The 21,775-nt window shown below is 71.9% G+C and carries 22 protein-coding genes and 1 riboswitch; of the genes, 1 reads left to right on the top strand and 21 read right to left on the bottom strand.

The window, feature by feature from the left end; translation table 11 throughout:
* Positions 1–40: 40 nt before the first annotated feature.
* The 17 genes from argF to ENC19_RS00195 form a co-directional block, all read right to left on the bottom strand.
* A complete protein-coding gene (argF, locus tag ENC19_RS00115) occupies positions 41–967 on the bottom strand; it encodes an ornithine carbamoyltransferase (RefSeq protein ID WP_164445135.1) in 927 nt (308 codons plus the stop codon).
* Complete coding sequence (locus tag ENC19_RS00120) at positions 964–2,250, bottom strand: acetylornithine transaminase (protein WP_164445136.1); 1,287 nt, start codon at positions 2,248–2,250, stop codon at positions 964–966. The genes argF and ENC19_RS00120 overlap by 4 nt, the downstream gene beginning before the upstream one ends.
* Positions 2,247–3,134 carry an acetylglutamate kinase gene (argB, locus tag ENC19_RS00125; RefSeq protein ID WP_164445137.1) on the bottom strand — a complete coding sequence of 296 codons (888 nt, stop codon included), beginning with the start codon at positions 3,132–3,134 and terminating at the stop codon, positions 2,247–2,249. Before argB ends, ENC19_RS00120 begins: the two co-directional genes overlap by 4 nt.
* Before the next feature lie 114 nt (positions 3,135–3,248).
* Entirely contained in the window at positions 3,249–4,418 is a 1,170-nt protein-coding gene (argJ, locus tag ENC19_RS00130) for a bifunctional glutamate N-acetyltransferase/amino-acid acetyltransferase ArgJ (protein WP_164445138.1), read from the bottom strand.
* Entirely contained in the window at positions 4,415–5,416 is a 1,002-nt protein-coding gene (gene argC, locus ENC19_RS00135; protein ID WP_164445139.1) for an N-acetyl-gamma-glutamyl-phosphate reductase, read from the bottom strand. Before argC ends, argJ begins: the two co-directional genes overlap by 4 nt.
* Before the next feature lie 106 nt (positions 5,417–5,522).
* Entirely contained in the window at positions 5,523–6,548 is a 1,026-nt protein-coding gene (locus ENC19_RS00140) for an NAD-dependent epimerase/dehydratase family protein (protein ID WP_164445140.1), read from the bottom strand.
* An 8-nt stretch (positions 6,549–6,556) separates the two neighbouring features.
* On the bottom strand, positions 6,557–7,336 hold the full coding sequence (locus tag ENC19_RS00145; RefSeq protein ID WP_164445141.1) for a glycosyltransferase family 2 protein: 780 nt from the start codon (positions 7,334–7,336) through the stop codon (positions 6,557–6,559).
* A complete protein-coding gene (locus ENC19_RS00150; protein WP_164445142.1) occupies positions 7,336–8,538 on the bottom strand; it encodes a nucleotide sugar dehydrogenase in 1,203 nt (400 codons plus the stop codon). The genes ENC19_RS00145 and ENC19_RS00150 overlap by 1 nt, the downstream gene beginning before the upstream one ends.
* A 230-nt stretch (positions 8,539–8,768) precedes the next feature.
* Entirely contained in the window at positions 8,769–11,345 is a 2,577-nt protein-coding gene (pheT, locus tag ENC19_RS00155; protein WP_164445143.1) for a phenylalanine--tRNA ligase subunit beta, read from the bottom strand.
* A 36-nt stretch (positions 11,346–11,381) separates the two neighbouring features.
* On the bottom strand, positions 11,382–12,449 hold the full coding sequence (gene pheS, locus ENC19_RS00160) for a phenylalanine--tRNA ligase subunit alpha (protein ID WP_164445144.1): 1,068 nt from the start codon (positions 12,447–12,449) through the stop codon (positions 11,382–11,384).
* A 213-nt stretch (positions 12,450–12,662) separates the two neighbouring features.
* Complete coding sequence (locus ENC19_RS00165) at positions 12,663–13,460, bottom strand: TrmH family RNA methyltransferase (RefSeq protein ID WP_164445145.1); 798 nt, start codon at positions 13,458–13,460, stop codon at positions 12,663–12,665.
* A gap of 64 nt (positions 13,461–13,524) precedes the next feature.
* Positions 13,525–13,917, bottom strand: a complete 393-nt coding sequence (gene rplT / locus ENC19_RS00170) for a 50S ribosomal protein L20 (RefSeq protein ID WP_093404272.1) — start codon at positions 13,915–13,917, stop codon at positions 13,525–13,527.
* A gap of 32 nt (positions 13,918–13,949) precedes the next feature.
* Positions 13,950–14,144: a 50S ribosomal protein L35 gene (rpmI, locus tag ENC19_RS00175; RefSeq protein ID WP_164445146.1), complete on the bottom strand. Its 195-nt coding sequence runs from the start codon at positions 14,142–14,144 to the stop codon at positions 13,950–13,952.
* Positions 14,145–14,164: 20 nt separating this feature from the next.
* On the bottom strand, positions 14,165–14,815 hold the full coding sequence (infC, locus tag ENC19_RS00180; RefSeq protein ID WP_164445147.1) for a translation initiation factor IF-3: 651 nt from the start codon (positions 14,813–14,815) through the stop codon (positions 14,165–14,167).
* Between the two features lie 343 nt (positions 14,816–15,158).
* The gene (locus ENC19_RS00185) at positions 15,159–15,629 is read right to left on the bottom strand and encodes a PH domain-containing protein (RefSeq protein ID WP_216592517.1); all 471 of its coding nucleotides are present in this window, start codon (positions 15,627–15,629) and stop codon (positions 15,159–15,161) included.
* Between the two features lie 76 nt (positions 15,630–15,705).
* On the bottom strand, positions 15,706–16,551 hold the full coding sequence (gene hisG, locus ENC19_RS00190; protein ID WP_164445148.1) for an ATP phosphoribosyltransferase: 846 nt from the start codon (positions 16,549–16,551) through the stop codon (positions 15,706–15,708).
* A 45-nt stretch (positions 16,552–16,596) separates the two neighbouring features.
* Positions 16,597–16,860, bottom strand: coding sequence for a phosphoribosyl-ATP diphosphatase (locus ENC19_RS00195; RefSeq protein WP_088947482.1), 264 nt, complete (start codon positions 16,858–16,860; stop codon positions 16,597–16,599).
* 135 nt (positions 16,861–16,995) lie between these two features.
* Between ENC19_RS00195 and ENC19_RS00200 the strand changes: the two genes are divergently transcribed.
* Entirely contained in the window at positions 16,996–17,856 is an 861-nt protein-coding gene (locus ENC19_RS00200; protein ID WP_164445149.1) for an ABC transporter substrate-binding protein, read from the top strand.
* A gap of 142 nt (positions 17,857–17,998) precedes the next feature.
* Here the strand turns inward: ENC19_RS00200 and ribH are convergent, their stop codons facing one another.
* Genes ribH through ribD form a run of 4 tightly spaced genes read right to left on the bottom strand, consistent with a single transcriptional unit; the run spans position 17,999 to position 21,448 of the window.
* Positions 17,999–18,499, bottom strand: coding sequence for a 6,7-dimethyl-8-ribityllumazine synthase (gene ribH, locus ENC19_RS00205; RefSeq protein WP_164445150.1), 501 nt, complete (start codon positions 18,497–18,499; stop codon positions 17,999–18,001).
* 5 nt (positions 18,500–18,504) lie between these two features.
* The gene (locus tag ENC19_RS00210; protein WP_164445151.1) at positions 18,505–19,767 is read right to left on the bottom strand and encodes a bifunctional 3,4-dihydroxy-2-butanone-4-phosphate synthase/GTP cyclohydrolase II; all 1,263 of its coding nucleotides are present in this window, start codon (positions 19,765–19,767) and stop codon (positions 18,505–18,507) included.
* Positions 19,764–20,384, bottom strand: a complete 621-nt coding sequence (locus ENC19_RS00215; RefSeq protein ID WP_164445152.1) for a riboflavin synthase — start codon at positions 20,382–20,384, stop codon at positions 19,764–19,766. The genes ENC19_RS00210 and ENC19_RS00215 overlap by 4 nt, the downstream gene beginning before the upstream one ends.
* A gap of 2 nt (positions 20,385–20,386) precedes the next feature.
* On the bottom strand, positions 20,387–21,448 hold the full coding sequence (gene ribD / locus ENC19_RS00220; RefSeq protein WP_164445153.1) for a bifunctional diaminohydroxyphosphoribosylaminopyrimidine deaminase/5-amino-6-(5-phosphoribosylamino)uracil reductase RibD: 1,062 nt from the start codon (positions 21,446–21,448) through the stop codon (positions 20,387–20,389).
* Between the two features lie 148 nt (positions 21,449–21,596).
* Positions 21,597–21,769: riboswitch (FMN riboswitch) on the bottom strand.
* Between the last annotated feature and the right edge of the window lie 6 nt (positions 21,770–21,775).

The raw sequence follows: 21,775 nt of genomic DNA on the forward strand, positions 1-21,775 counted from the left end.
TTCCCGACTGCGGGACTCCGCTGCGCTGCGTTCCTCACGGTCACCGTGACTCCTGCAGCAGGAAGGTCAGCAGCGCCTTCTGGGCGTGCAACCGGTTCTCCGCCTGGTCGAAGACGGCACTGCGCGGGCCGTCGAGCACCTCGTCGGTGATCTCCTCGCCGCGGTGCGCCGGCAGGCAGTGCAGCACGATGGCCTCCGGCGCGGCGTGCCCGAGCAGTGCCTTGTTCACCTGGTACGCCAGGAACGGGGTGCTGCGGTCCATGCCGTCAGCCTCCTGTCCCATCGAGGTCCAGGTGTCGGTGGCCACCACGTCGGCGTCGCGGACGGCGGCGACCGGGTCGGTGAGCACCCGGACCGAACCGCCGGTGCCGGCGGCGATCGCCTCGGCACGGGCCACCACGTCCGCGTGCGGGTGGAAACCGACCGGGCCGGCGACCCGCACGTGCATGCCGGCGGTCGCGCCGGCCAGCAGGTACGAGTGGGACATGTTGTTCGCCGCGTCCCCCACGTAGGCGAGCGTCCGCCCCACGGTGCCGCCGCACCATTCCCGGATGGTGAGCAGGTCGGCGAGCAGTTGACACGGGTGGAACCCGTCGGTCAGCGCGTTGACCACCGGCACGGTGGCTCCGGCGGCGACCTCCGCGATCCGGTCGTCGCCATGGGTACGCAGCACGATCGCGGCCACGTAGCGGGACAGCACCCGGCCGGCGTCGCCGAGCGACTCACCCCGGCCGAAGTGGGTGACCTGGGTGTCCACCACCAGAGGGTGACCACCCAGTTCGGCGATGCCGGCGTCGAAGGAGATCCGGGTGCGCAGGCTCTGCTTGTCGAACAGCACCGCCACCGAGCGCGGCCCGGCCAACGACGCGAACGCGAACCGGTCGGCCTTCATCCGGCCGGCAAGGTCCAGCACCGCGGACTGCTCGGCCGGCGACAGGTCGTCGTCACGCAGGAAATGCCGGATCACGCGGAAGCCTCCCTCGGCGCCACCGGGCTGGTCGAGAGCCCGGTCGGCGCACGCCCCTCGGCGGAAGCGACCGGGATCGCACCGCCGGACGGCGCGACCGGGGCAACCCGATCCGGAGCACTGGACGCCACCAGGGCGGCTGGCAGCGCCGCCAGGAAGGCGTCGACCTGAGCGGCGGTGAGGATCAACGGCGGGGCCAGCCGGATCACGTCGGGCTGGATCGGATTGACCAGGAAGCCGGCCTCGCGCAGCGCCCCGGCGAGCGCGGCGGACACCGGTGCGGTCAGGGTGACGCCGAGCAGCAGCCCCGCACCGCGTACGCCGGCCACCAGCGGATGACCCAGCGCCTCGATCCCCCGACGCAGCCGCTCACCGAGCCGCTTGACGTGGTCGAGCAACCCCTCACTGGCGATCGTGGAGATGACGGCCAGAGCGGCTGCGCAACTGACCGGGTTGCCGCCGAAGGTGCTGCCATGCGAACCGGGACCGAGCAGGTCGGCGGCCGGGCCGAAGGCGAGCGTCGCGCCGATGGGCAACCCGCCACCGAGCCCCTTGGCCAGGGTCACCACATCCGGTTCGACGCCGTCGGCCTGATGGGCGAACCAGTGCCCGGTCCGGCCGACGCCCGTCTGCACCTCGTCGAGCACCAGCAGGGCACCGTGCCGGGCGGTGATCCGGCGGGCCGCGGCGAGGTAGCCGGCCGGCGGGACGACCACACCGTTCTCGCCCTGGATCGGCTCCAGGATCACCATGGCCGTGGCGTCGCTCACCGCCGCGGCCAGGGCGGCCACGTCACCGTACGGGACATGGGTCACCTCGCCCGGCAGCGGCCGGAACGGGTCGGCTTTGGCCGGTTGACCGGTCAGGGCGAGGGCGCCCATCGTACGGCCGTGGAAGCCGCCGACGGTGGCCACCACCCCGGTGCGGCCGGTGCACCGGGAGAGCTTGAACGCCGCCTCGTTGGCCTCGGCTCCAGAGTTGGCGAAGAACACCCGACCCGGCCGGCCGGCGAGGGCCAGCAGCAGTTCGGCAAGCGCCACCGGCGGTTCGCAGACGTACAGGTTGGAGACGTGGCCGAGCGTGGCGACCTGCTTCGACACGGCCGCCACCACCGCCGGGTGCGCGTGCCCGAGGGAGTTGACGGCGATACCGCCGAGCAAGTCGACATACTCCCGGCCGGCCTCGTCGACCACGACGGCGCCGGAACCCGACACCAGCGCCAGCGGCGGCGTGCCGTAGTTGTCCATCATCGCCTGCCGCCACCGGCTGACCAGGGCACTCATGAGGGAATCACCATCGTTCCGAAGCCTTCCGGGGTGAACACTTCCAGCAGGGTGGAGTGGGCGACCCGACCGTCCACGACGTGTGCGGCCGGCACTCCTGCGTTGACGGCCCGCAGGCACGCCTCCATCTTCGGCACCATGCCCGACTCCAGCGACGGCAGCAGCTTCGCCAACTCGTCGGTGTTGATCTCACTGAGCAGGCTGGACGTGTCCGGCCAGTCGGCGTACAGGCCGGGCACGTCGGTGAGCACGACCAGCTTGCGCGCCCGCAGGGCGACCGCGAGCGCGGCGGCGGCGGTGTCGGCGTTCAGATTGTGCAACACCCCGTCCGCGTCCGGCGCCACCGTGGAGATCACCGGAATCCGGCCGGCCGCGATCAGGTCGTCCACCGCCGAGACGTCCACCGACTCGACGTCGCCGACCTGACCCACGTCGACCGGCTGCCCGTCGACGTACGCGGACCGCCGCACCGCCCGGAACAGCCCGGCATCCTCACCGGACAGACCGACCGCGAACGGACCGTGCGCGTTGATCAACCCGACCAGTTCGCGACCCACCTGCCCGAACAGCACCATCCGGACCACGTCCATCGCCTCCGGGGTGGTCACCCGCAGGCCGCCCCGGAACTCGCTGGCGATTCCCAGCCTCTTGAGCATGGCCGAGATCTGCGGTCCGCCGCCGTGCACCACCACCGGCTTGAGGCCGACGTAGCGCAGAAACACCATGTCGGCGGCGAAGGCCCGCCGCAACTCCGGGTCGCTCATGGCGCTGCCGCCGTACTTGATCACGACGGTGGCACCGGACAGGCGGGCCAGCCAGGGCAGCGCCTCGATCAGCGTGGCCGCCTTGGCCTGGGCAAGGGCCAGATCGGAGCTCAGATTCACCGGATCCGCCTTCCGTTCGCGACTGCGGGACTCCGCTGCGCTGCATTCCTCGCGCTCACCGGGCCAGCCTTCCGTTCGCGACTGCGGGACTCCGCTGCGCTGCATTCCTCGCGCTCACGTTGAGTAGGCCGAGTTCTCGTGCACGTAGGCGTGCGACAGGTCGTTCGTCCACACCGTCGCCTCTGCCGCACCGGCGTGCAGGTCGATCCGGATGGTGACGTCCCGGCCCGAGAGATCGACCTTCGAGCGGTCCTCGGCGGCTGCGCCGGACCGACAGACCCAGATGCCGTTGACCGCCACGTCGACGGCGTCCGGCTCGAAGGCGGCGGCGGTCGTGCCGACGGCGGCGAGGATCCGGCCCCAGTTCGGGTCGTTGCCGAACAGCGCGGTCTTGACCAGGTTGTTGCGGGCCACCGACCGGCCCACCTCGACCGCGTCGTCCTCGTCGGCGGCACCGACCACCTCGATGGCGATCTCCTTGGTGGCGCCCTCGGCATCGGCGAGCAGTTGCCGGGCCAGGTCGTGGCAGGCGGCGGTGACCGCCGAGGCCAGCTCCGCCTCGCTCGGCGCGACACCCGAGGCACCACTGGCCAGCAGCAGCACCGTGTCGTTCGTCGACATGCAGCCGTCGGAATCGACCCGGTCGAAGGTGACCCGGGTGGCCGACCGCAGCGCGGCGTCGAGTGTCTCCGGCCCGGCCACCGCGTCGGTGGTGAGGACGCAGAGCATGGTGGCCATGGCCGGGGCCAGCATGCCGGCACCCTTGGCCATGCCGCCGACGGTCCAGCCGGCACCGGCGACGACGGTGGTCTTGGGCCGGGTGTCCGTCGTCATGATCGCCTCGGCGGCAGCGGCGCCGCTGTTGTCACCCAGGCTCTCGACAGCGGCGGCGACCCCGGGCAGAAGCCGGTCCATGGGCAGCCGCTCGCCGATCAGGCCGGTGGAGCAGACGGCCACCTCACCGGCACCGATCTGGTAGGCGCTGGCCGAGGTCAACGCGGCGGCGGTGTGCTCTGCGGTGGCATGGGTGTCCTGGAAGCCGGCCGGACCGGTGCAGGCGTTCGCACCACCGGAATTGAGCACCACCGCCCGCACGATGCCGCCCCTGACGACCTGCTCGGTCCAGAGCACCGGCGCGGCCTTGATCCGGTTGGCGGTGAAGACACCGGCGACTCCGGCGTCGGGGCCGTCGTTGACCACCAGCGCGACGTCAGGTGCGCCGCCGGTCTTGAGGCCGGCGGCAACGCCGGCCGCCCGGAATCCCTCGGGAGTGGTCACGGTCATGGCGCGGTCCCCCACACGGACAGGCCCGTGGTTTCGGGCAGACCGAACATCAGATTGGCGTTCTGCACCGCCTGGCCCGCGGCACCCTTGCCGAGGTTGTCCAGCGCGGCGACCACGATCAGCCGGCCGGAGTCGACATCGACGCCGGCCTGCAGGTGGCAGGAGTTGCCGCCCACCGTGGCGGCGGTGTGCGGCCACCGTCCCTCGGGCAGCAGGTGTACGAACGGTTCGTCCGCGTACGCCCGCGCCAGCACCGCGCGCGGGTCGGCCTCGCCGGTCGGCAGCGCGGTGACCGTGGCCAGGATGCCGCGCGGCATGGGCGCCAGCACCGGAGTGAACGACAGCCCGGTCGCCCCGGTGGCCTGCTTGATCTCGGGTACGTGCTGGTGTGCGCCCACCTTGTAGGGCGACAGGTCGCCCATCACCTCACTGGCCAGCAGGTGAGCCTTGGCGACCCGGCCCGCGCCCGACGTGCCGGACGCGGCGACGACCACCACGTCGTCGGGTCGGGCGGCACCGGCCGCGATCAGCGGCGCCAGCGCCAGGGTGATCGCCGCCGCGTAGCAGCCGGTGTTGGCCACCCGTTCGGCGGCGACGATCCGCGCCCGCTGGCCGGGCAGCTCGGGCAGGCCGTAGGTCCACGCTCCCGCGTGCGGGCCACCGTAGTAACGGGCCCAGGCGTCAGCGTCGGCGAGCCGGTGGTCGGCGCCGAGATCGACGATCCGGACCCCGGCGGGCAGTCGCGCCGCCAGGGCGGCGGACTCACCGTGCGGCAGGGCGAGGAAGACCAGATCGGCCTCGGCCAGCACCTCCGGCGTGGTCCCGCCGAGGGTCATCTCCAGCCCGGTCAGCTGCGGGTGGACGGCGTCGAGTGGTTGCCCGGCCTGGCTGTGCGCAGTCGCGGCGACCAGGTCGAACTCGGGGTGCCCGGCGAGCAGACGGAGCAGTTCACCACCGGCGTACCCGCTCGCCCCGACGACCGCAGCCCGAATCCCCATACCCACCTCCGCATGAATATGCAGAGAAGGTTAGCAGGAGCACACCTCAGACTGCAAGTTCATACAGGAAGCCGTATGGTAATGAACCACGATGGGTGCCGGTGTGCTAGAGGCGGCCCTCGGCGACCGCGTCGGTCACCCAGGGGATGACCTCGTCGAGCATCTCATCCAGGGATGTGGTGGCGGTGAAGCCGAGCACCTCGTGGGCCTTCGTGGTGTCCGGCACCCGCTTCTGTACGTCATGCTGGAAGGGTTCGTCGCTGACGTACCGGAACGGCACGTCCGGTCCCTTGATCTTGCGCCAGATCAGCTCGGCCAACTCCAGCACGGTGGTCGACTCGGCGGTGGAGAGGTTGAAGTCCTCGTTGGCCGCCGCCGGATGCTCGATGGCCAGCGCGATGCCCCGGGCCAGGTCCCCGCCGTAGGTGTAGTGCCGCACCTGGTCGCCCTCGCCGAGGATGTGCAGCGGATCCTGCCCCTTGACGATCTTCTGCACCAGGTCGGGCACCACGTGCGACATGGCCAGCTTGACGTTGCCGGAGAGCACCTCGGCCTGGCCCAGCGCCCGCCCCTCCCCCACGCCGACGCAGTTGAACGGCCGCACGATCGTGTAGGGCAACCGGTACTGGTCCCAGGCGGCGCGGGCGTAGTACTCCACGGCCAGCTTCTGGAAGCCGTACGAGGACAGCGGCGGCGGAATGCGTCGCTCGTCGCCCTCCCGGCTGGGCCAGTGCTCGGTGGACTCGAACACCATCGAGGACGAGAGGTAGGTGACCTTGGACAGCCGACCGTCTCGGTGGGCTCGGATCGCCGCGTCACAGGTCGCCGCCATGATCCGCTCGTTGGTGGCGAGCAGGTCGTAGGCGTACGCGTGGAAGTAGGAGATCCCGCCGATCATCGCCGCCCCGGCGACCAGGTGGTCGCAGCCGTCGAGCAGCCCGGTCAGCAGATCGGTGTCGCGGGCGTCCCCCTCCACGAACCGGAACCGGGGGTTTCCCTCGTGGCTCTGGGCGACCGGACCGTACTTCGAGAAGTTGTCGACACCCACCACCTCGTGGCCGCGGTCGAGCAACTCCGCGACGAGATAGCCGCCGATGAAGCCGGCCGAACCAGTTACCAGGATCTTCGCCACCGACGCTCCTATGCCGTCTTCTCGTACTCGGTGCCACGCGGAGCCGGCACGGCCGCCGTCCGCACCCGGGCGGTCAACTTCTCCCGGCTCAGTCGTCGACCGTAGGCGAACAGGTACCAGCGCAGGTAGCCGGGGAGGAAGCGGCCCAGGTCGAAGTGGGACTCGCCGAGCGGACGGTCCAGCCAGATGGTCGGAATCTCCGCCACCGGCAGGCGCAGCCGGGTGGCCTTCGCGGTCAGTTCCAGCCCGATCTCGAAGCCGGTCCGCGACTCGATGCCGACCTCCCGGACGAACGCCGTGTCGTACGCCTTGAAGCTGTTGGTGGCGTCGCGGGTGCCGGCCCGGGCGAAGGTGTAAAGGCTTCGTCCCGCCCAGCGGGACATCATCCGCTTGAGCCTCGGCCCGCCGACCTGCTGACCACCCGGCATGTACCGGGAGGCCGCGGCGACCACCACCCCCCGGTCCACCAACCGGGCCAACTCGTCGATCTGGCGGGGATCGTCACACCCGTCGGCCATCGTCACCACCGCGACCGGTGCCAGGGCCGCGTCGATGCCGAACCGGATCGCGTTGGCCGGGCCCCGGCCGTAGGTGTTGAGCACCGCCCGGACCCGCGGGTCGGTACGCGCGATCCGTTCGACGTACGGGACCGTGGTGTCCTCGGGCATGTCGTGCACGATCAGCACCTCGGCGGGCAGCATCAGTTCCCGCAGCATCCGCTCCAGGCAGCGGATGATCGCCTCGCCCTCGTTGTAGACCGGCACGATCACCGAGACCCGGGGATTCATCACACCCGTACCCCCTGCCCGGTCAGACCCCACATGTCGATCACCGGTTTGTCGGTGTCCAGGCGGGCGTACTGCTCATGCGGTGCGGCGATGACCAGCAGGTCGGCCCGGCGCAACACCTCGTCCAGGTCGACGAAGCGGTCGTCGGCCACGTACGGGTCGGTGCAGAGCGTCTCCCGGGTCTTCAACGCCAGGATCTTGCGCAGCTTGTACGCCAGGCTCTCCCGGGGGTCGTCGCTGCCGCCCTTGAAGGCCATGCCGAGGATGCCCACCGTCGAGGTGGCCAGGTCGAACCGGTCCTCCAGGCGGGACACCAGATACAGCGGCAACCCCTCGTTGATCAGCATCGCCGAGTGGCCGAGCACGAAGTTGTTCCGGTTGAACGCGGCCAGTTGCATGGTGTCCTTGAACAGGCACGGCCCGGCGGCGAAACCGGGCATCGGCAGATCGGCCGCACGCGGGTAGTCGTACGCCACCGCGTGCCGGATCCGGGCGAAGTCCAGCCCGAAGTCGTTCGCCATCATCCAGAACTGGTTCGCGGTGGCGAACTTGATGTACCGCCAGGTGTTGGTGAACAGCTTCGCCAGCTCGGCCTCCTCGGGTTCGAGCGGGACGATCTGGTCGGTCAGGTGCCGGAACAGCTTCTCCGCCCGCGCCAGCGCCTCCGGGGTCCGCGCGGCGACGATCTGCGGCAGCGTGAACAGCTCGGTCATCGCCCGGCCCTCGGCGATCCGTTCCGGGCAGAACGCCACGTCCGCGCGCAGACCCTTGCCGGCCAGCAACTTCTCGGTCAGCGCGGTGACCCCGGGGTAGACGGTGCTGCGCAGCACGATCAGCTGGCCGTCGCGCAGATGTTCGGCGCAGCGCTCCAACGCGCGGGGCACGGCACCGAGATCCGGGTTGAGGTGCTCGTCGACCGGCGTGCCGACCACGACGACCAGGTGGTCCGAGATCCCGACGGCGGCGGGGTCGGTGGTGGCGCGCAGCCGGCCGGCCGCCACCGCCTCGGCCAGCGGATCGGCCGCGCCGGGCTCGGCGAAGGGCAGGGTGGCCGCGTTGACGCCCGCGACGGCCTCGGCGTTGATGTCGTACAGCACGACGGACAGCCCGCGGGCGGCGAAGGCGATACCCAGCGGCAGGCCCACCCGGCCACAACCACCGACGATGCAGACGTCGACCGAGGTGGGCGGATCATCGGACATGAGGGGGCTCCCGTGGGGGTGGCGGGTGTGATCCCAGGGTCGTCGGGATACAGCAGGCTAACCCCTCAGACGTGACTCGCGGGTAACCAAACAGCCATCGGTGTTGACCTTTCGGTCGATCACACACCAAGCCCCTTGCCGCCGTCACCGATCGCACACGCTCCCACTCCCGGAGTGAGCAAGGGCCCCTTCCCCGCACGAGGCGCAGGGAAGGGGCCCTTGCCCACCGGTCAGGCGCCGCGGAGGGTGGCGCCGCAGCGTTCGGCGGCGCGGGCGACGGCGGCGTCGCGGGCGGCCACCGCCTCCTCGACCGTCAACGTGCGGTCCGGCGCTCGGAAGGTCAGCTTGTAGGCCAGCGACTTGCGTCCGGCACCGAGCTGCTCCGAGGCGTAGACGTCGAACAGGCTGACCGACTCCAGCAGCTCGCCGGCACCCTCGACGAGTGCCTGGCGAACCTGCGCCGCCGGTACCGACTCGGCCACCACCAGCGCCACGTCGATCAGCGCCGGCGGGTAGCCGGAGACAGCGGGCGCGGCCGTCACCGCAGGTGCCGGCAGAGCGTCCAGGTCCAGCTCCATGGCGCAGGTCCGCCTCGGCAGTTCGAGCGTCGCTACGACCTGCGGGTGCAGCTCACCGGCGTGGCCGACGACCGCGCCGTCGACCAGCAGCTCCGCGCAGCGGCCCGGGTGCCAGGGGGCGTACTCGGCCGAGCGCACCTCGACGCGCTGGTCGGGTATCCCGGCGGCGGTGAGCACCGCGCGGCCCGCCTCGACGGCGTCCGCCCAGCCGGCCGCCCGCCCGCCGCCCCACCAGCCGGCCGGCTCGACCTCGCCGGTCAGCACGACGGCGACGTGCCGGGGCTGGCACGGCACCACCGCGTCGGCGGCGGCGGGCTCCGCGTCGGTGGGACGGCGGTCGACGCCCATCTCCGGCGGGCTGCCGGCGTCCACCCGGGGCTGGAAGACCGTGCCGATCTCGTAGAGGGACAGGTCCCGCAGGCCCCGGCCGAGGTTGCGCCGGACGATACCGAGCAGCGGACCGAGCAGCGTGGTGCGCAGCAGCGGCTCCTCCTCCGACAGCGGGTTGGCCAGCCGCACCGCCCGGCGACGCGGGTCGTCGGCGGCCAGGCCGAGCTGGTCGGCCAGCTCCGTGGCGACGAACGGGTGCGCCAGCACCTCGACGTAGCCGCGCTCGGCCAGGGAACGGGACACCGCCCGGTGACGTCGCTGCTGCCAGGTCAGGCCCCGGCCGGGCGGCGCGGTCGGCAGCACCGACGGCACCTTGTCGTACCCGTCGAGGCGGACCACCTCCTCGACCAGATCCGCCGGATCGGTCAGGTCGGGCCGCCAGGTCGGCGGGGTGACGCTCAGCGCCTCACCGTCTCCGGCGGCCACCGCCACCGAACCCGGTTCCTCGGCCAGCCGGTCGGTGCCGCGCGCCACGGTGCAGCCGACCTGCTCCAGCAGCGCGACCACCCGGGCCGGCGGGTAGTCCACACCAACCCGCCGGCTGGGCAGGTCGGCCGGCAGGATGACCGGGGTACGCGGCCGGACGTGGTTGAGGTCCAGCACCTCCTCGCTGGCGGCGCCGCCCGCGTACGAGGTGAGCAGCCCGACCGCCCGGTCCAGCGCGACCAGCGGCAGCGCCGGGTCGACCCCACGCTCCCAACGCTTCGCCGCCTCGCTGAACAGCTTGTGCCGCCGCGCGGTGCGGCCCACCATCGCCGGGTCCCAGTGCGCGGCCTCGAAGAGCACGTTGACGGTGCCCGGCAGCACCTCGCTGGTCTCGCCGCCCATCACGGCGGCGAGTGAGATCGGCATGCCGTCACCCTCGGCGGCGACCGGGTTCGGCAGCCCGGCGTCGCAGATGACCATGTCCTCGGGGGCGAGGGCGCGGGTCACCCCGTCGAGCGTGGTCAGTTTCTCCCCCGGCACCGCCCGGCGCACCACGAGCGGGCCGGCGATCCGGTCGGCGTCGAAGGCGTGCATCGGCTGGCCGAGTTCGAGCATCACGTAGTTGGTGATGTCCACCGGCAACGAGATGCTGCGGACGCCGGCGATGGTCAGCCGTTGCCGCATCCAGTCCGGGGTCTGCGCCGCCGGGTCGACGCCGCGCACCAGCCGGGCCGCGAACCGGTCGCAGCCGACCGGGTCGCGCACCTCGACCGGGTACGCCGGCACGGCCGTGCCGGGCGTCGCGGGCATCCGGCCCCGGTCGGAGTAGTCGAGGCCGAGGGCGTGCGCCAGTTCGCGGGCGAGCCCACGCAGCGACATCTGGTAGCCCCGGTCCGGGGTGATCTCCACCTCGACGATGACGTCGTCGAGGCCGACCACCGGCCGAGCGTCGTCGCCGGGCTCCGCCACCACGTGCTCGGGCAGCACCAGGATGCCGGAGTGGTCGTCGCCCAGGCCCAGTTCCCGGGCCGAGCAGATCATGCCGTTGGAGTTGCGCCCGTACGTGCGGCGGGCACCGATGGCGAAGCCACCCGGCAGCACCCCGCCGGGCAGGATCACCACGACCCGGTCACCCGGTGCGAAGTTGCGGGCACCGCAGACGATCTCCTGCGGCTCGCCGGTGCCGTTGGCGGCGCCCACGTTCACCAGGCAGAACCGGATCGGCTTCTTGAAGCCGGTCAGCTCCTCGATCTCCAGGACCTCGCCGACCACCAGTTGCCCGGTGACCGTGCCGGACAGGTCCACGATGGACTCGACCTCGATGCCGAGGTCGACCAGGGCCCGCTCCAACTCGTCGACGGGCAGGTCGGGTACGTCGACGTACTCCCGCAGCCAACTGAGAGAAACTCGCATGATGTGTAACCACCGTCTCCGTAACTCGCGCCCGCACTAAGCCCCGTGGCCGAACGCCCGGGTGAACCGGACGTCGCCCTCGACCAGGTCCCGCATGTCGCCCACCCCGTGCCGGAACATCACGGTCCGGTCGATGCCCATGCCGAAGGCGAAGCCGGAGTAGACCTCCGGGTCGATGCCGCAGGCCCGCAGCACCCGCGGGTTGACCATGCCGCAGCCACCCCACTCGACCCACTGTGGCCCCTTGCGGTGCTCCGGGAACCACACGTCGAACTCCGCCGACGGCTCGGTGAACGGGAAGTAGTGCGGCCGGAACCGGGTCTTCGCGCCCGCGCCGAACATCGCCCGGGCGAAGTGGTCGAGGGTGCCCCGCAGGTGCGCCATCGTGATGCCCTTGTCCACCACCAGACCCTCCACCTGGTAGAAGACCGGGGAGTGGGTGGCGTCCAACTCGTCGGTGCGGTAGACCCGGCCGGGCACGACCACGTAGATCGGTGGGGTGCGGCTGAGCATGGTGCGTGCCTGCACCGGTGAGGTGTGCGTACGCAGCACCAGACCGGAACCCTCCGGTGCGATGTGGAAGGTGTCCATCAGTCCCCGGGCGGGGTGGTCGGCGGGGATGTTCAGCGCGTCGAAGTTGGTCCACTCCAGCTCGACCTCGGGGCCCTCGGCCACCTCGTAGCCCATCCCGATGAACAGGTCGCTGATCTGCTCCATCAGCAGCGTGATCGGGTGTCGGGAGCCACGCGGGTGCCGGTCGTACGGCAGCGTCACGTCGACTCGTTCGGCGACCAGGACCCGCTCGGCCTGCTCGCGCTGCAGCACCTCGGCCCGGGCGGCGTGCGCCTGCTCGATGGCCCGGCGGGCCTCGTTGACCCGCTTGCCGGCGTCGGCCTTGGCGGCCGGCGGCAGCGCGCCGATCTCGCGGCGGGCCAGCGAGACCGGGGCCCGGTCGCCCAGGTGCGCCGGGCGCACCGCGGCCAGCGCGTCCGGGTCACCGGCGGCGGCGAACGCCTTCTCGGCCTCGGTCACGGCCTCGGCCAGCGCGGCCGGGTCCAGCAGGGCGACCTGCTTCGGGTCGTACGGATCGTTGCGGTAAGTCATGGCGTACGGGCACTCCCTCACGACGGCGCCGGCCCTCGCGGGCGGCTAGGCGAGTCTACGGACGCGCGGCTGTGCCGCAGCCCGCCGGTGGGAGTCGTGTGGAGAGCAGGTCAGGCCCGCCGCCCGCCGACACCGGCGGGCTGGCTAAACGAACGCCGTGGTGCGTTCACCATGGGGGCCGCGTCTCCTCCGTCATGCGCGCGTGACCTCGGGTCAGCGCTGTGCTCTGGCCGAAGCGTACAGGCAGACGGCCGCCGCCGCAGCCAGGTTGAGGCTCTCGGCCCGCCCGTGCAGCGGCACCCGGACCCGGGCGTCGGCGGCCTCGGCCAGCTCGACGGGCAGGCCGTGCGCCTCGGAGCCGAACAGCCAGGCGGTCGGTGCCGCCAGCCGGCCGGCGTCGACCAGCTCGTCGAGATCAGATTCGCCGTGACCGGTGGCGGCGAGCACCGTCAGCCCGGCGGCCCGGACGGCGGTGAGCGTCGCGGCCGGGTCGCGTTCGCGCACCACGTCCACGTGGAACAGGCTGCCGGCCGACGACCTGACGCACTTGCCGTTGTACGGGTCGACGGCGTCACCCGCGAAGACCACCGTGGTGGCGCCGGCCGCGTCGGCGGTCCGCAGCACCGTGCCGGCGTTGCCCGGGTCACGGATGCCCGCGAGCACGGCCACCAGCCGGGGGCCGCGCGACAACGCTATCTGAAGGGACACGTCGAGGTGCCGGCAGACGGCGACCAGCCCTTGCGGGGCGACGGTCTCGGCGAGCGCGGCCAGCGCCTCGTCGGTCACCTCGGAGACGGGCACGTCGCCGCCGGCGGCGCTCGCCGCCAGGTCGGCGTACCGGTCGAGGGCGGCCGGGGTGCCGAACAGCTCCAGCACGGTGCCGGGTCGGCTCAGGGCCTCCCGGACCGCCTGCGGCCCCTCGGCGAGGAACCGACCCGAGGCGTCGCGGTCGCGGCGACGCTGAAGTCGGCGCGCGGCCACCACCCGGGGCGTACGCGGTGTGAAGAGCATGGTCTCGGTCGCACGCGCGAGGCGTCCCCGTTGCCGAGGGACGCCTCGCTGCGCTGGGTGGGACTCAGGCGGCCTGGGCGGGCGCGCCGCCGGTGCCCTCGGCCTGCACGGCGGCCCGGGCCAGCTCGACGATCGCCGCGAACGCGGCGGCGTCGTTGACGGCCAGGTCAGCCAGGATCTTGCGGTCGACCTCGATGCCGGCCAGGCGCAGGCCCTGGATCAGCCGGTTGTAGGTCATCCCGTTGGCGCGGGCACCCGCGTTGATCCGCTGGATCCACAGCTGCCTGAAGTCGCCCTTGCGGTCGCGACGGTCCCGGTAGGCGTACTGCATCGAGTGCAGCACCTGCTCCTTGGCCTTGCGGTACAGCCGGGAGCGCTGACCGCGGTATCCGCTCGCGGTCTCCAGCAGGGTACGGCGCTTCTTCTGGGCGTTAACAGCCCGCTTGACGCGTGCCATCTCAACTCCTTCTTGGATTCAGGTGGCGCGCGTCAGCGGCCGAGCAGCTTCTTGATGCGCTTGACGTCAGCCTTGGCCACCTCGACCACGCCCGTCAGCCGGCGGGTGCGGGTGGAGGGCTTCTTCTCGAGGTTGTGACGCAGACCGGCCTGCTGCTTCGTGATCTTGCCGTTGCCGGTCACGCGGACCCGCTTGCCCATCCCCGTGTGGCTCTTCATCTTCGGCATGTGGAACGTCTTCTCCCCTGTTACTGACCGCTGGTGTCAGCGGTCGCGCCGGTGTCACCGGCTGCTGCGCTCTCACTGGTCACCGCAGGTTCGGCGGCCGCGGCGGTGGCGGGCTCCTCCGCGGTCCGCTCCCGGGGTCCACCACGGGACGCCGTGGCGGCGACCGCGGAGGCCTTCACGGCCCGGTGCGGAGCGAGAACCATGATCATGTTTCGGCCGTCCTGCTTCGGAGCGGACTCCACGTATCCCAGTTCCGTGATCTCGGACTCGAGCCGGCGCAGGAGCCGGTAGCCCAGCTCCGGGCGGCTCTGCTCGCGACCGCGGAACATGATCGTCACCTTGACCTTGTCACCGGCCTTGAGGAACCGCACCACGTGACCCTTCTTGGTCTCGTAGTCGTGCGGATCGATCTTCGGCCGGAGCTTCATCTCCTTGATGACGGTCTGCTGCTGGTTACGCCGCGCTTCGCGCGCCTTCAGTGCGCTCTCGTACTTGAACTTGCCGAAGTCCATGAGCTTGCACACCGGCGGGCGCGCCATCGGCGCAACCTCGACCAGGTCCAGATCGACGTCCGCGGCCAGCTGAAGGGCGCGCTCCAGTGGGACGATGCCCACCTGCTCACCCTCGGGGCCGACCAGTCGGACCTCACGTGCCCGGATCTGCTCGTTCACGCGTGGTTCGACGCTGATGGGGCCTCCTCGAGTCGGATCTTCATGCGTGGCCGACCCGGCGGCTCCCGGTGGGAACCGGCCCGGAAAGTAGAAGGCCCCGGCGTATGCCAGGGCCCGCTCGACCGGTCGGCACGATCACAGGATCGCGCATCCGGTGCCGGGACGTGCCCGGAACCGGTGACCGGACCCGGACGCCACAGGCGGCGACTCGGGTGGGAGCAGGCGCTCCGCTTTCACAGCCGTCCTGACGCTCAGGACAGCATGGTCGACTCGACAACACTACACCCTCGGTAACCGGGACCTCAAACCGAGCCGGCGGGCCCGAGCGGACGCAGCGAACGGATCAGCGGGCCGCGCGCTCTGCGACGGCGGTCAGGTGCGCCTGGTGCAGGCGGCGCAGGGCGCGCACGCCGTCGACGGCGAGCTGCTTGTCGGCGGCCTGGAGGGCGACCACCGGCAGCAGGTCGTCGTCGTAGAGCTCCAGGGCCGCCCAGGGGGCCCCACGGTCGAACCGGACGCCGCGGACGACCTCCCAGGGCAGCTCGTACGAGCCGATGATGTTGCGGACCCGCACCCCCCGCACGTCCGCCTCGACCCGGGGTCGGGTGAACAGCAGAGTGCCCAGGGCGAACATGACCCCGAGCCCGATCATGGCCAGCTGGTCGCCGCGCTGGAAGGTGCCGTACCCGTTGCCGGTGGGGCCGGTCAGCGTGGTGGCGACCAGGGCGAAGACCACGACCAGCAGGACGGCCGACACCCAGCAGACCAGCCGGATCCGCCGGGGTCGCACCCGGACCACGTCGGTTTCACTCACCCCACCAGTCTGCCATCCGGCCGTACCCGGGCATCCGGCGCCACACAGGGCCGGGACGTACCGGCCCGGCAGGACCTCACAGCCGGCAGGCGTGGATGTTGGTGACCAGGATCGCCCGGGCTCCCAGTTCGTAGAGTTCGTCCATGATCCGGTGCACGTCGTCGCGGAGCACCATCGCCTGCACCGCCACCCAACCCTCCCGGTGCAACGGGGAGACCGTCGGTGACTCGATACCCGGGGTGAGCGAGCTGGCCCGATCCAGCAGCCCGGCCGGCACGTCGTAGGCGAGCATCACGTAGCGACGGGCCACCAGCACCCCGTGCAGCCGGCGCATCAGCTGCTCGGCCTGCGGGTGCGGGGCCGCGCCGGTGCGGCGGACCAGCACCGCCGAGGACTTCAGCAGGGGCTCACCGAAGACCACCAGGCCGGCCTGGCGCAGCGTGGCGCCGGTCTCGACCACGTCGGCGACCACGTCGGCCACGCCCAGCCGGATGGCGTTCTCCACCGCACCGTCGAGCCGGATGACGTCGGCCTTGACGCCCAACTCGGCGAGGTGCCGCTCGACCAGCCCCGGGTACGCGGTGGCGATCCGGTGCCCGCCCAGCTCCCGTACGTCGGCGATGTCGTCCGGACGGGCGGCGAACCGGAAGGTGGCCCGGCCGAAGTTCAGGTCGACCACCTCCTCGGCCGGCGCGCCAGAGTCGATGAGCAGGTCCCGGCCGGTGATGCCGACGTCCAGGTCACCGGAGCCGACATAGGTGGCGATGTCCTTCGGCCGCAGGTAGAAGAATTCGATGTCGTTTGCCTGGTCGCGGCAGACCAGGTCCTTGGTGTCGGTGCGCTGGCGGTAGCCCGCCTCGCGCAGCATCTGAGCGGCCGAATCGGCCAGGGCGCCCTTGTTGGGTACGGCGACACGCAGCATGACGGAGTGCTCCTTCGATCGGTTTCGGGTCGACGGTGGGGGCACTCACAGATGTCGGTAGACGTCCTTGAGGTCGAGACCGCTGGCGAGCATCAGCACCTGGACCTGGTAGAGCAGCTGGGAGATCTCCTCGGCGGTGCGCTCGGGCCCCTCGTGCTCGGCGGCCATCCACGACTCGGCGGCCTCCTCGACGACCTTCTTGCCGATGAAGTGCACGCCCTTCTCCAGTGCGGCGACCGTGCCCGAGCCGGGGGTGCCGGCCGCGGCCTTGGCCTGCAACTCCGCGAACAACTCCTCGAACGTCTTCACGGAGACGGATTCTCGCAGTCGCCGAGGGTGGACCCGAGCACCGGGTCGGTGGTGACCGGTGGACGGGAGGCACACCGACCGGGGCGGTGGGACAACCCTTCGATCTTCGCCTATGTTGGTCGTACGCTGTCCGCCATGGTCACCACCCCGCGTACCCTCGCGTTCGCCTCCGCGGCGGCCGTCCTGCTCGCGGCCAGTGCCTGCACGCCGCAGGCCCAGCCCGCGCCCATGCCGACCGTGTCGATGGCCTGCGTCAAGGACAGCCTGCCCACCCAGACGCCGGGCAAGCTCACCATCGCCACCGGCGAGCCGGCCGACGAGCCGTGGTTCGTCGACGACAAGCCGGCGAACGGTAAGGGTTTCGAGTCCGCCGTCGCCTACGCGGTGGCGGAGCAGCTCGGCTACGCCCGCGACGACGTCACCTGGACACGGGTGGCGTCCGACGCCGCCGTCGCCCCCGGGCCGAAGACCTTCGACTTCGGCATCGACAGGTACTCGATGACCGAGGAGCACAAGCAGGCGGTCGACTTCTCCGCGCCGTACCACCTGGTCCGGCAGGCGGTGGTCGCGCTGGAGTCCTCCAAGATCGCCGACCGGAAGGCGCTGGCCGAGCTGCGTGACGCCCGACTCGGCGCGCAGGCCGATACGACCAGCCACCAGGCCATCACCGACCTGCTGCGGCCGAGCTCCGAACCGCGGACCTACAAATCCCGCGACGAGGCCGCGAAGGCGTTGCGCAGCGGGCGGATCGACGGCCTGGTGGTGGACCTGCCCACCGCGTTCGACCTCACCGGCGGGAAGATCGACGACGCGGTGATCGTCGGGCAGCTCCCCCAGGTGGGCAGCCCGGAGGCGTTCGGACTGCTGCTGGCGAAGGACTCGCCGCTCGCCGGCTGCGTCAGCGCGGCGGTCGGACGTCTCGCCAGCGACGGCGTCCTCGAAGAACTCGAACAGCAATGGCTCACCCAGACCGCCAAGGCCCCCAACCTCACCTGACTGTGCCCTCCCCCGCCCGTCCCCCCACCCGCCGCACCACGTGTTGATCAAGAAGTTTCGGTCGCCCGAGCACGCCACGATTTCTTGACGCGAACTTCTTGATCAACCGGGCAGGGGGTGGGACGGGGGCGGGGTCGGTGGGTCAGGAGGTGAAGCCGACGGGGTGGGCGGGGGCGGCGGCCGCCTGGCGGATGGCCAGGGCGGCGTCGAGGGCGGCCACCGTCGACGTCCAGCCCTTGTCCTCGGCGGATCCGGGCAGGCCGGCCCGGTCGCGGGCCTGCTCGATGTTGTCCACGGTCAGCACGCCGTGGGCGACCGGCTTGCCCTCGTCCAGGGCGACCCGGGTCAGCCCGTCGGTGACCGACCGGCAGACGTAGTCGAAGTGGGCGGTGGCACCGCGTACCACCACGCCGAGGGCGACCACCACGTCACAGCGCCGGGCCAGCGCCTGCGCCACCACGGGCAGCTCCACCGAGCCGGCCACCCGGGCCACCACCGCCCGGGCACCGCACGCCTGCGCGGCGGCCACCGCCCGGTCGAGCATGTGGTCGGTCAGCTCACCGTGCCAGCGCGCGGCGACCACACCGACGGTCATCCCCGCCGCGTCGACCGGAGCCGAACCCGGCTCCCCGAAACCCGCCATCTCGCCTACGCTCCGATCTCTGTGCCGGGCACCGTACGCCCCATCGGCGCTTCGGCGGCCTCGTCCAGCTGGTCGAGCAGGTGCCCCATCCGGTCCCGCTTGGTCCGTAGGTAACGTACGTTTTCCGGGTGCGGACGCACCGGCAGCCCCTCGCGGCCGGTGATGGTCAGGCCGTAGCCCTCCAGCCCCGCCCGCTTGGCCGGGTTGTTTGTCAACAACCGCATCGAGCGGACCCCGAGGTCGTAGAGGATCTGCGCGCCGGTACCGTAGTCACGCGCGTCGGCCGGCAGGCCGAGGTCGAGGTTGGCGTCCACCGTGTCACGGCCCTGGTCCTGCAACTGGTACGCCTGGAGCTTGTGCAGCAGCCCGATGCCACGCCCCTCGTGACCACGCACGTAGAGGACCACGCCCCGCCCCTCGCGAGCCACCCGGTCCAGGGCGGCGTTGAGTTGCGGCCCGCAGTCACAGCGCACCGACGAGAAGACGTCACCGGTCAGGCACTCCGAGTGCACCCGGACCAGCACGTCACGGCCGTCGCCGATGTCGCCCATGACCAGCGCCACGTGCTCGGCCGAGTCGTACTCGCTGCGGTAGCCCAGGGCCCGGAAAACCCCGTGCTCGGTGGGCATCCGGGCGTCCGCGACCAGCTCGACCTGCTTCTCGGTGCGCCGCCGGTAGGCGATCAGATCCGCGATGGTGACAAGCGTCAGCAAGTGCTCGGCGCAGAACTTCTCCAGGTCCGGCAGCCGCATTATGGTGCCGTCGTCGTTGACCAGCTCGCAGAGCACCCCGGCCGGGCGCAGCCCGGCCAGCCGGGTCAGGTCCACGGCCGCCTCGGTGTGTCCGGGCCGTCGCAGCACCCCACCCGAGCGGGCCCGCAGCGGCACCACGTGCCCCGGGCGGGCCAGGTCCGTCGGGCCGGTGGCCGGGTCGGCGAGCAGCCGGATGGTGTGTGCCCGGTCGGCCGCCGAGATGCCGGTGGTGACTCCTTCCCGGGCGTCGACGGTCACCGTGTAGGCGGTCTGCCGCTGGTCCTGGTTGGTGTGGTGCATGGGCGGCAGGTCGAGCCGGTCGCACTCGCTCTCGGTGAGCGGTACGCAGATGAAGCCCGAGGTGTGCCGCACCGTGAAGGCCAGCAGTTCCGGGGTGGCCAGCTCGGCCGCGAAGATCAGGTCGCCCTCGTTCTCCCGGTCGGCGTCGTCGACCACCACGACCGGGCGGCCGGCGGCGATCTCGGCCAGGGCCTGCTCGATGTCAGCGAAGGTCATGCCGGCACCTCCGCCCCGTCGGCCGCGCGAGCGCCCAGCAGCCGCTCGACGTACTTGCCCAGCACGTCCACCTCCAGGTTGACCGGATCACCGACGGACCGGGTGCCGAGGGTGGTCGCCGACAGGGTGGTGGGGATCAGGCCGACGGCGAACCAGTCGTCGCCCACCTCGGTGACGGTCAGCGAAACCCCGTCGACGGTGATCGAGCCCTTCTCCACCACGTAGCGGGACAGCCCGGCGGGCAACCGGAACCGGACCGTCTCCCAGCGCGCCGCCGGCTCGCGGGAGAGCACCTCGCCCACGCCGTCGACGTGCCCCTGCACCAGGTGACCGCCGAGGCGGCTGCCCAGCGCGGCGGCCCGCTCCAGGTTGACCCGGTCGCCGGTACGCAGCGCGCCCAGCGCCGAGCGGCGCAGCGTCTCGCCCATCACGTCGGCGGTGAACACCCCGCCGTCGACGTCGACGACGGTCAGGCAGACGCCGTTGACCGCGATCGAGTCGCCGTGCCGTGCGTCGGAGGTGACCAGTGGGCCACGGACCGCTACCAGGGTCGAGTCCTCCGCCGTCGGGGTCATCCCGACGACCTCGCCCAGTTCCTCGACGATGCCGGTGAACATGCCTAGCCCTCCCTCTTCCGGGGCAGCGCGGTGATCCGCAGGTCGGGACCGACCTGCGTAACGTCGGTGAGTTCCAGGTCGATCGCCTCAGCGATGGTGCTCACACCCGCGTCGACGAGCGCGGCGGGCCCGGCACCGAGCAGCCGGGGTGCGAGGTAGCCGACCACCCGGTCGACCAGGCCGGCGGCGAGGAACGCCCCGGCGAGCCGGGGCCCGCCCTCCAGCAGCACCGCCCGTACCCCACGGGTGCGCAGGGCGGCGAGCAGCGCCGGCAGGTCCACCCCGCCGTCCGGGCCGGTGCCCACCTCGGCGGCGGTGGCCACCCAGGTGCGGGCGGCGCCGTCGCGGACCCGGGCGTCGCCAGGGGTACGCCCGGCCGAGTCGACCACCACGCGCAGCGGCTGCCGGATGGCCAGACTGCCGTCACGCAGGTTGCGCACGGTGAGCCGGGGATCGTCGGCGAGGACCGTGCCGACACCGACCACCACCGCGTCGACGGTGGCGCGCAGCGCGTGCACGTCCATCCGGGCGGCCTCGGAGGTGATCCACATGCTGGTGCCGTCGGCCGCCGCGGAACGACCGTCGAGGGTCGCCGCGTACTTCCAGATCACGTACGGCCAGCCTCGGCGCATGGTGGTCAGCCAGGCCACGTTGCCGGCCTCCGCCTCGGCCTCGCGAACTCCCACGTCGACCCGGATGCCGGCGGACCGCAACGTGGCCGCGCCGCCGGTGGCGACCGGGTTGGGATCCGGCACCGCGATGACGACCCGAGCCACCCCCGCCTGGACCAGCGCGGTGCTACAGGGGCTGGTGCGGCCGACGTGGTCGCAGGGTTCCAGGGTGACCACCGCCGTGCCACCCTTGGCCCGCTTGCCGGCCTGGGCCAGCGCGACGATCTCCGCGTGCGGTCCCCCGGCGTACGCGTGGAAGCCCTCGCCGACCACCTCGCCGTCGGCGTCGAGCAGCACGCAGCCGACGACGGGATTGGGACTTGTGGTGCCGAGCCCGCGCGCCGCGAGTTCGATCGCCCGACGCATCGCCTCGTCCACGGAGACGCTCGCCATCGCCTGCCGTTGCCCTCTCGCTCGTACGCGCGGGCAGGGAGTTCGGCCAGGTGGCCACGGGCAGGCGGAGTCCGGGTACGGCACAGCCGCCCCGGTCGGGACGCGCGCACGCCGGAGCCCGGCGAGCCACACGGCCCCCTTCCGTCCCGCGCGCTGTCTCCCATCCGGACTGTCTGGGCGCGGACGAACCGCCCCCAACCGTCGGCCCCGGATTCTCACCAGGTCCACCGGGCGGACGAACCGCTCCCGGGTCGCGGGCTTACCACGGTCGGACCGTGGATCACCGCCGGTTCGGAATTACACCGAGTCCCGCCAGCGCGTGGTGGG

This window comes from Verrucosispora sioxanthis, from assembly GCF_010560025.1.
Classification (GTDB): domain Bacteria; phylum Actinomycetota; class Actinomycetes; order Mycobacteriales; family Micromonosporaceae; genus Micromonospora; species Micromonospora palythoicola.

Bases quoted from the DNA above. Each gene is read 5' to 3' on its own strand.
- rpmI (WP_164445146.1), bottom strand. From the start codon at position 14,144: ATGCCGAAGATGAAGAGCCACACGGGGATGGGCAAGCGGGTCCGCGTG.
- ENC19_RS00210 (WP_164445151.1), bottom strand. From the start codon at position 19,767: ATGACCTTCGCTGACATCGAGCAGGCCCTGGCCGAGATCGCCGCCGGC.
- ENC19_RS00200 (WP_164445149.1), top strand. From the start codon at position 16,996: ATGGTCACCACCCCGCGTACCCTCGCGTTCGCCTCCGCGGCGGCCGTC.
- ribH (WP_164445150.1), bottom strand. From the start codon at position 18,499: ATGGCGGGTTTCGGGGAGCCGGGTTCGGCTCCGGTCGACGCGGCGGGG.
- argJ (WP_164445138.1), bottom strand. From the start codon at position 4,418: ATGACCGTGACCACTCCCGAGGGATTCCGGGCGGCCGGCGTTGCCGCC.
- ribD (WP_164445153.1), bottom strand. From the start codon at position 21,448: ATGGCGAGCGTCTCCGTGGACGAGGCGATGCGTCGGGCGATCGAACTC.
- ENC19_RS00215 (WP_164445152.1), bottom strand. From the start codon at position 20,384: ATGTTCACCGGCATCGTCGAGGAACTGGGCGAGGTCGTCGGGATGACC.
- hisG (WP_164445148.1), bottom strand. From the start codon at position 16,551: ATGCTGCGTGTCGCCGTACCCAACAAGGGCGCCCTGGCCGATTCGGCC.
- ENC19_RS00165 (WP_164445145.1), bottom strand. From the start codon at position 13,460: ATGCTCTTCACACCGCGTACGCCCCGGGTGGTGGCCGCGCGCCGACTT.
- ENC19_RS00150 (WP_164445142.1), bottom strand. From the start codon at position 8,538: ATGTCCGATGATCCGCCCACCTCGGTCGACGTCTGCATCGTCGGTGGT.
- rplT (WP_093404272.1), bottom strand. From the start codon at position 13,917: ATGGCACGCGTCAAGCGGGCTGTTAACGCCCAGAAGAAGCGCCGTACC.
- pheS (WP_164445144.1), bottom strand. From the start codon at position 12,449: ATGACTTACCGCAACGATCCGTACGACCCGAAGCAGGTCGCCCTGCTG.
- ENC19_RS00145 (WP_164445141.1), bottom strand. From the start codon at position 7,336: ATGAATCCCCGGGTCTCGGTGATCGTGCCGGTCTACAACGAGGGCGAG.
- ENC19_RS00120 (WP_164445136.1), bottom strand. From the start codon at position 2,250: ATGAGTGCCCTGGTCAGCCGGTGGCGGCAGGCGATGATGGACAACTAC.
- argC (WP_164445139.1), bottom strand. From the start codon at position 5,416: ATGGGGATTCGGGCTGCGGTCGTCGGGGCGAGCGGGTACGCCGGTGGT.
- pheT (WP_164445143.1), bottom strand. From the start codon at position 11,345: ATGCGAGTTTCTCTCAGTTGGCTGCGGGAGTACGTCGACGTACCCGAC.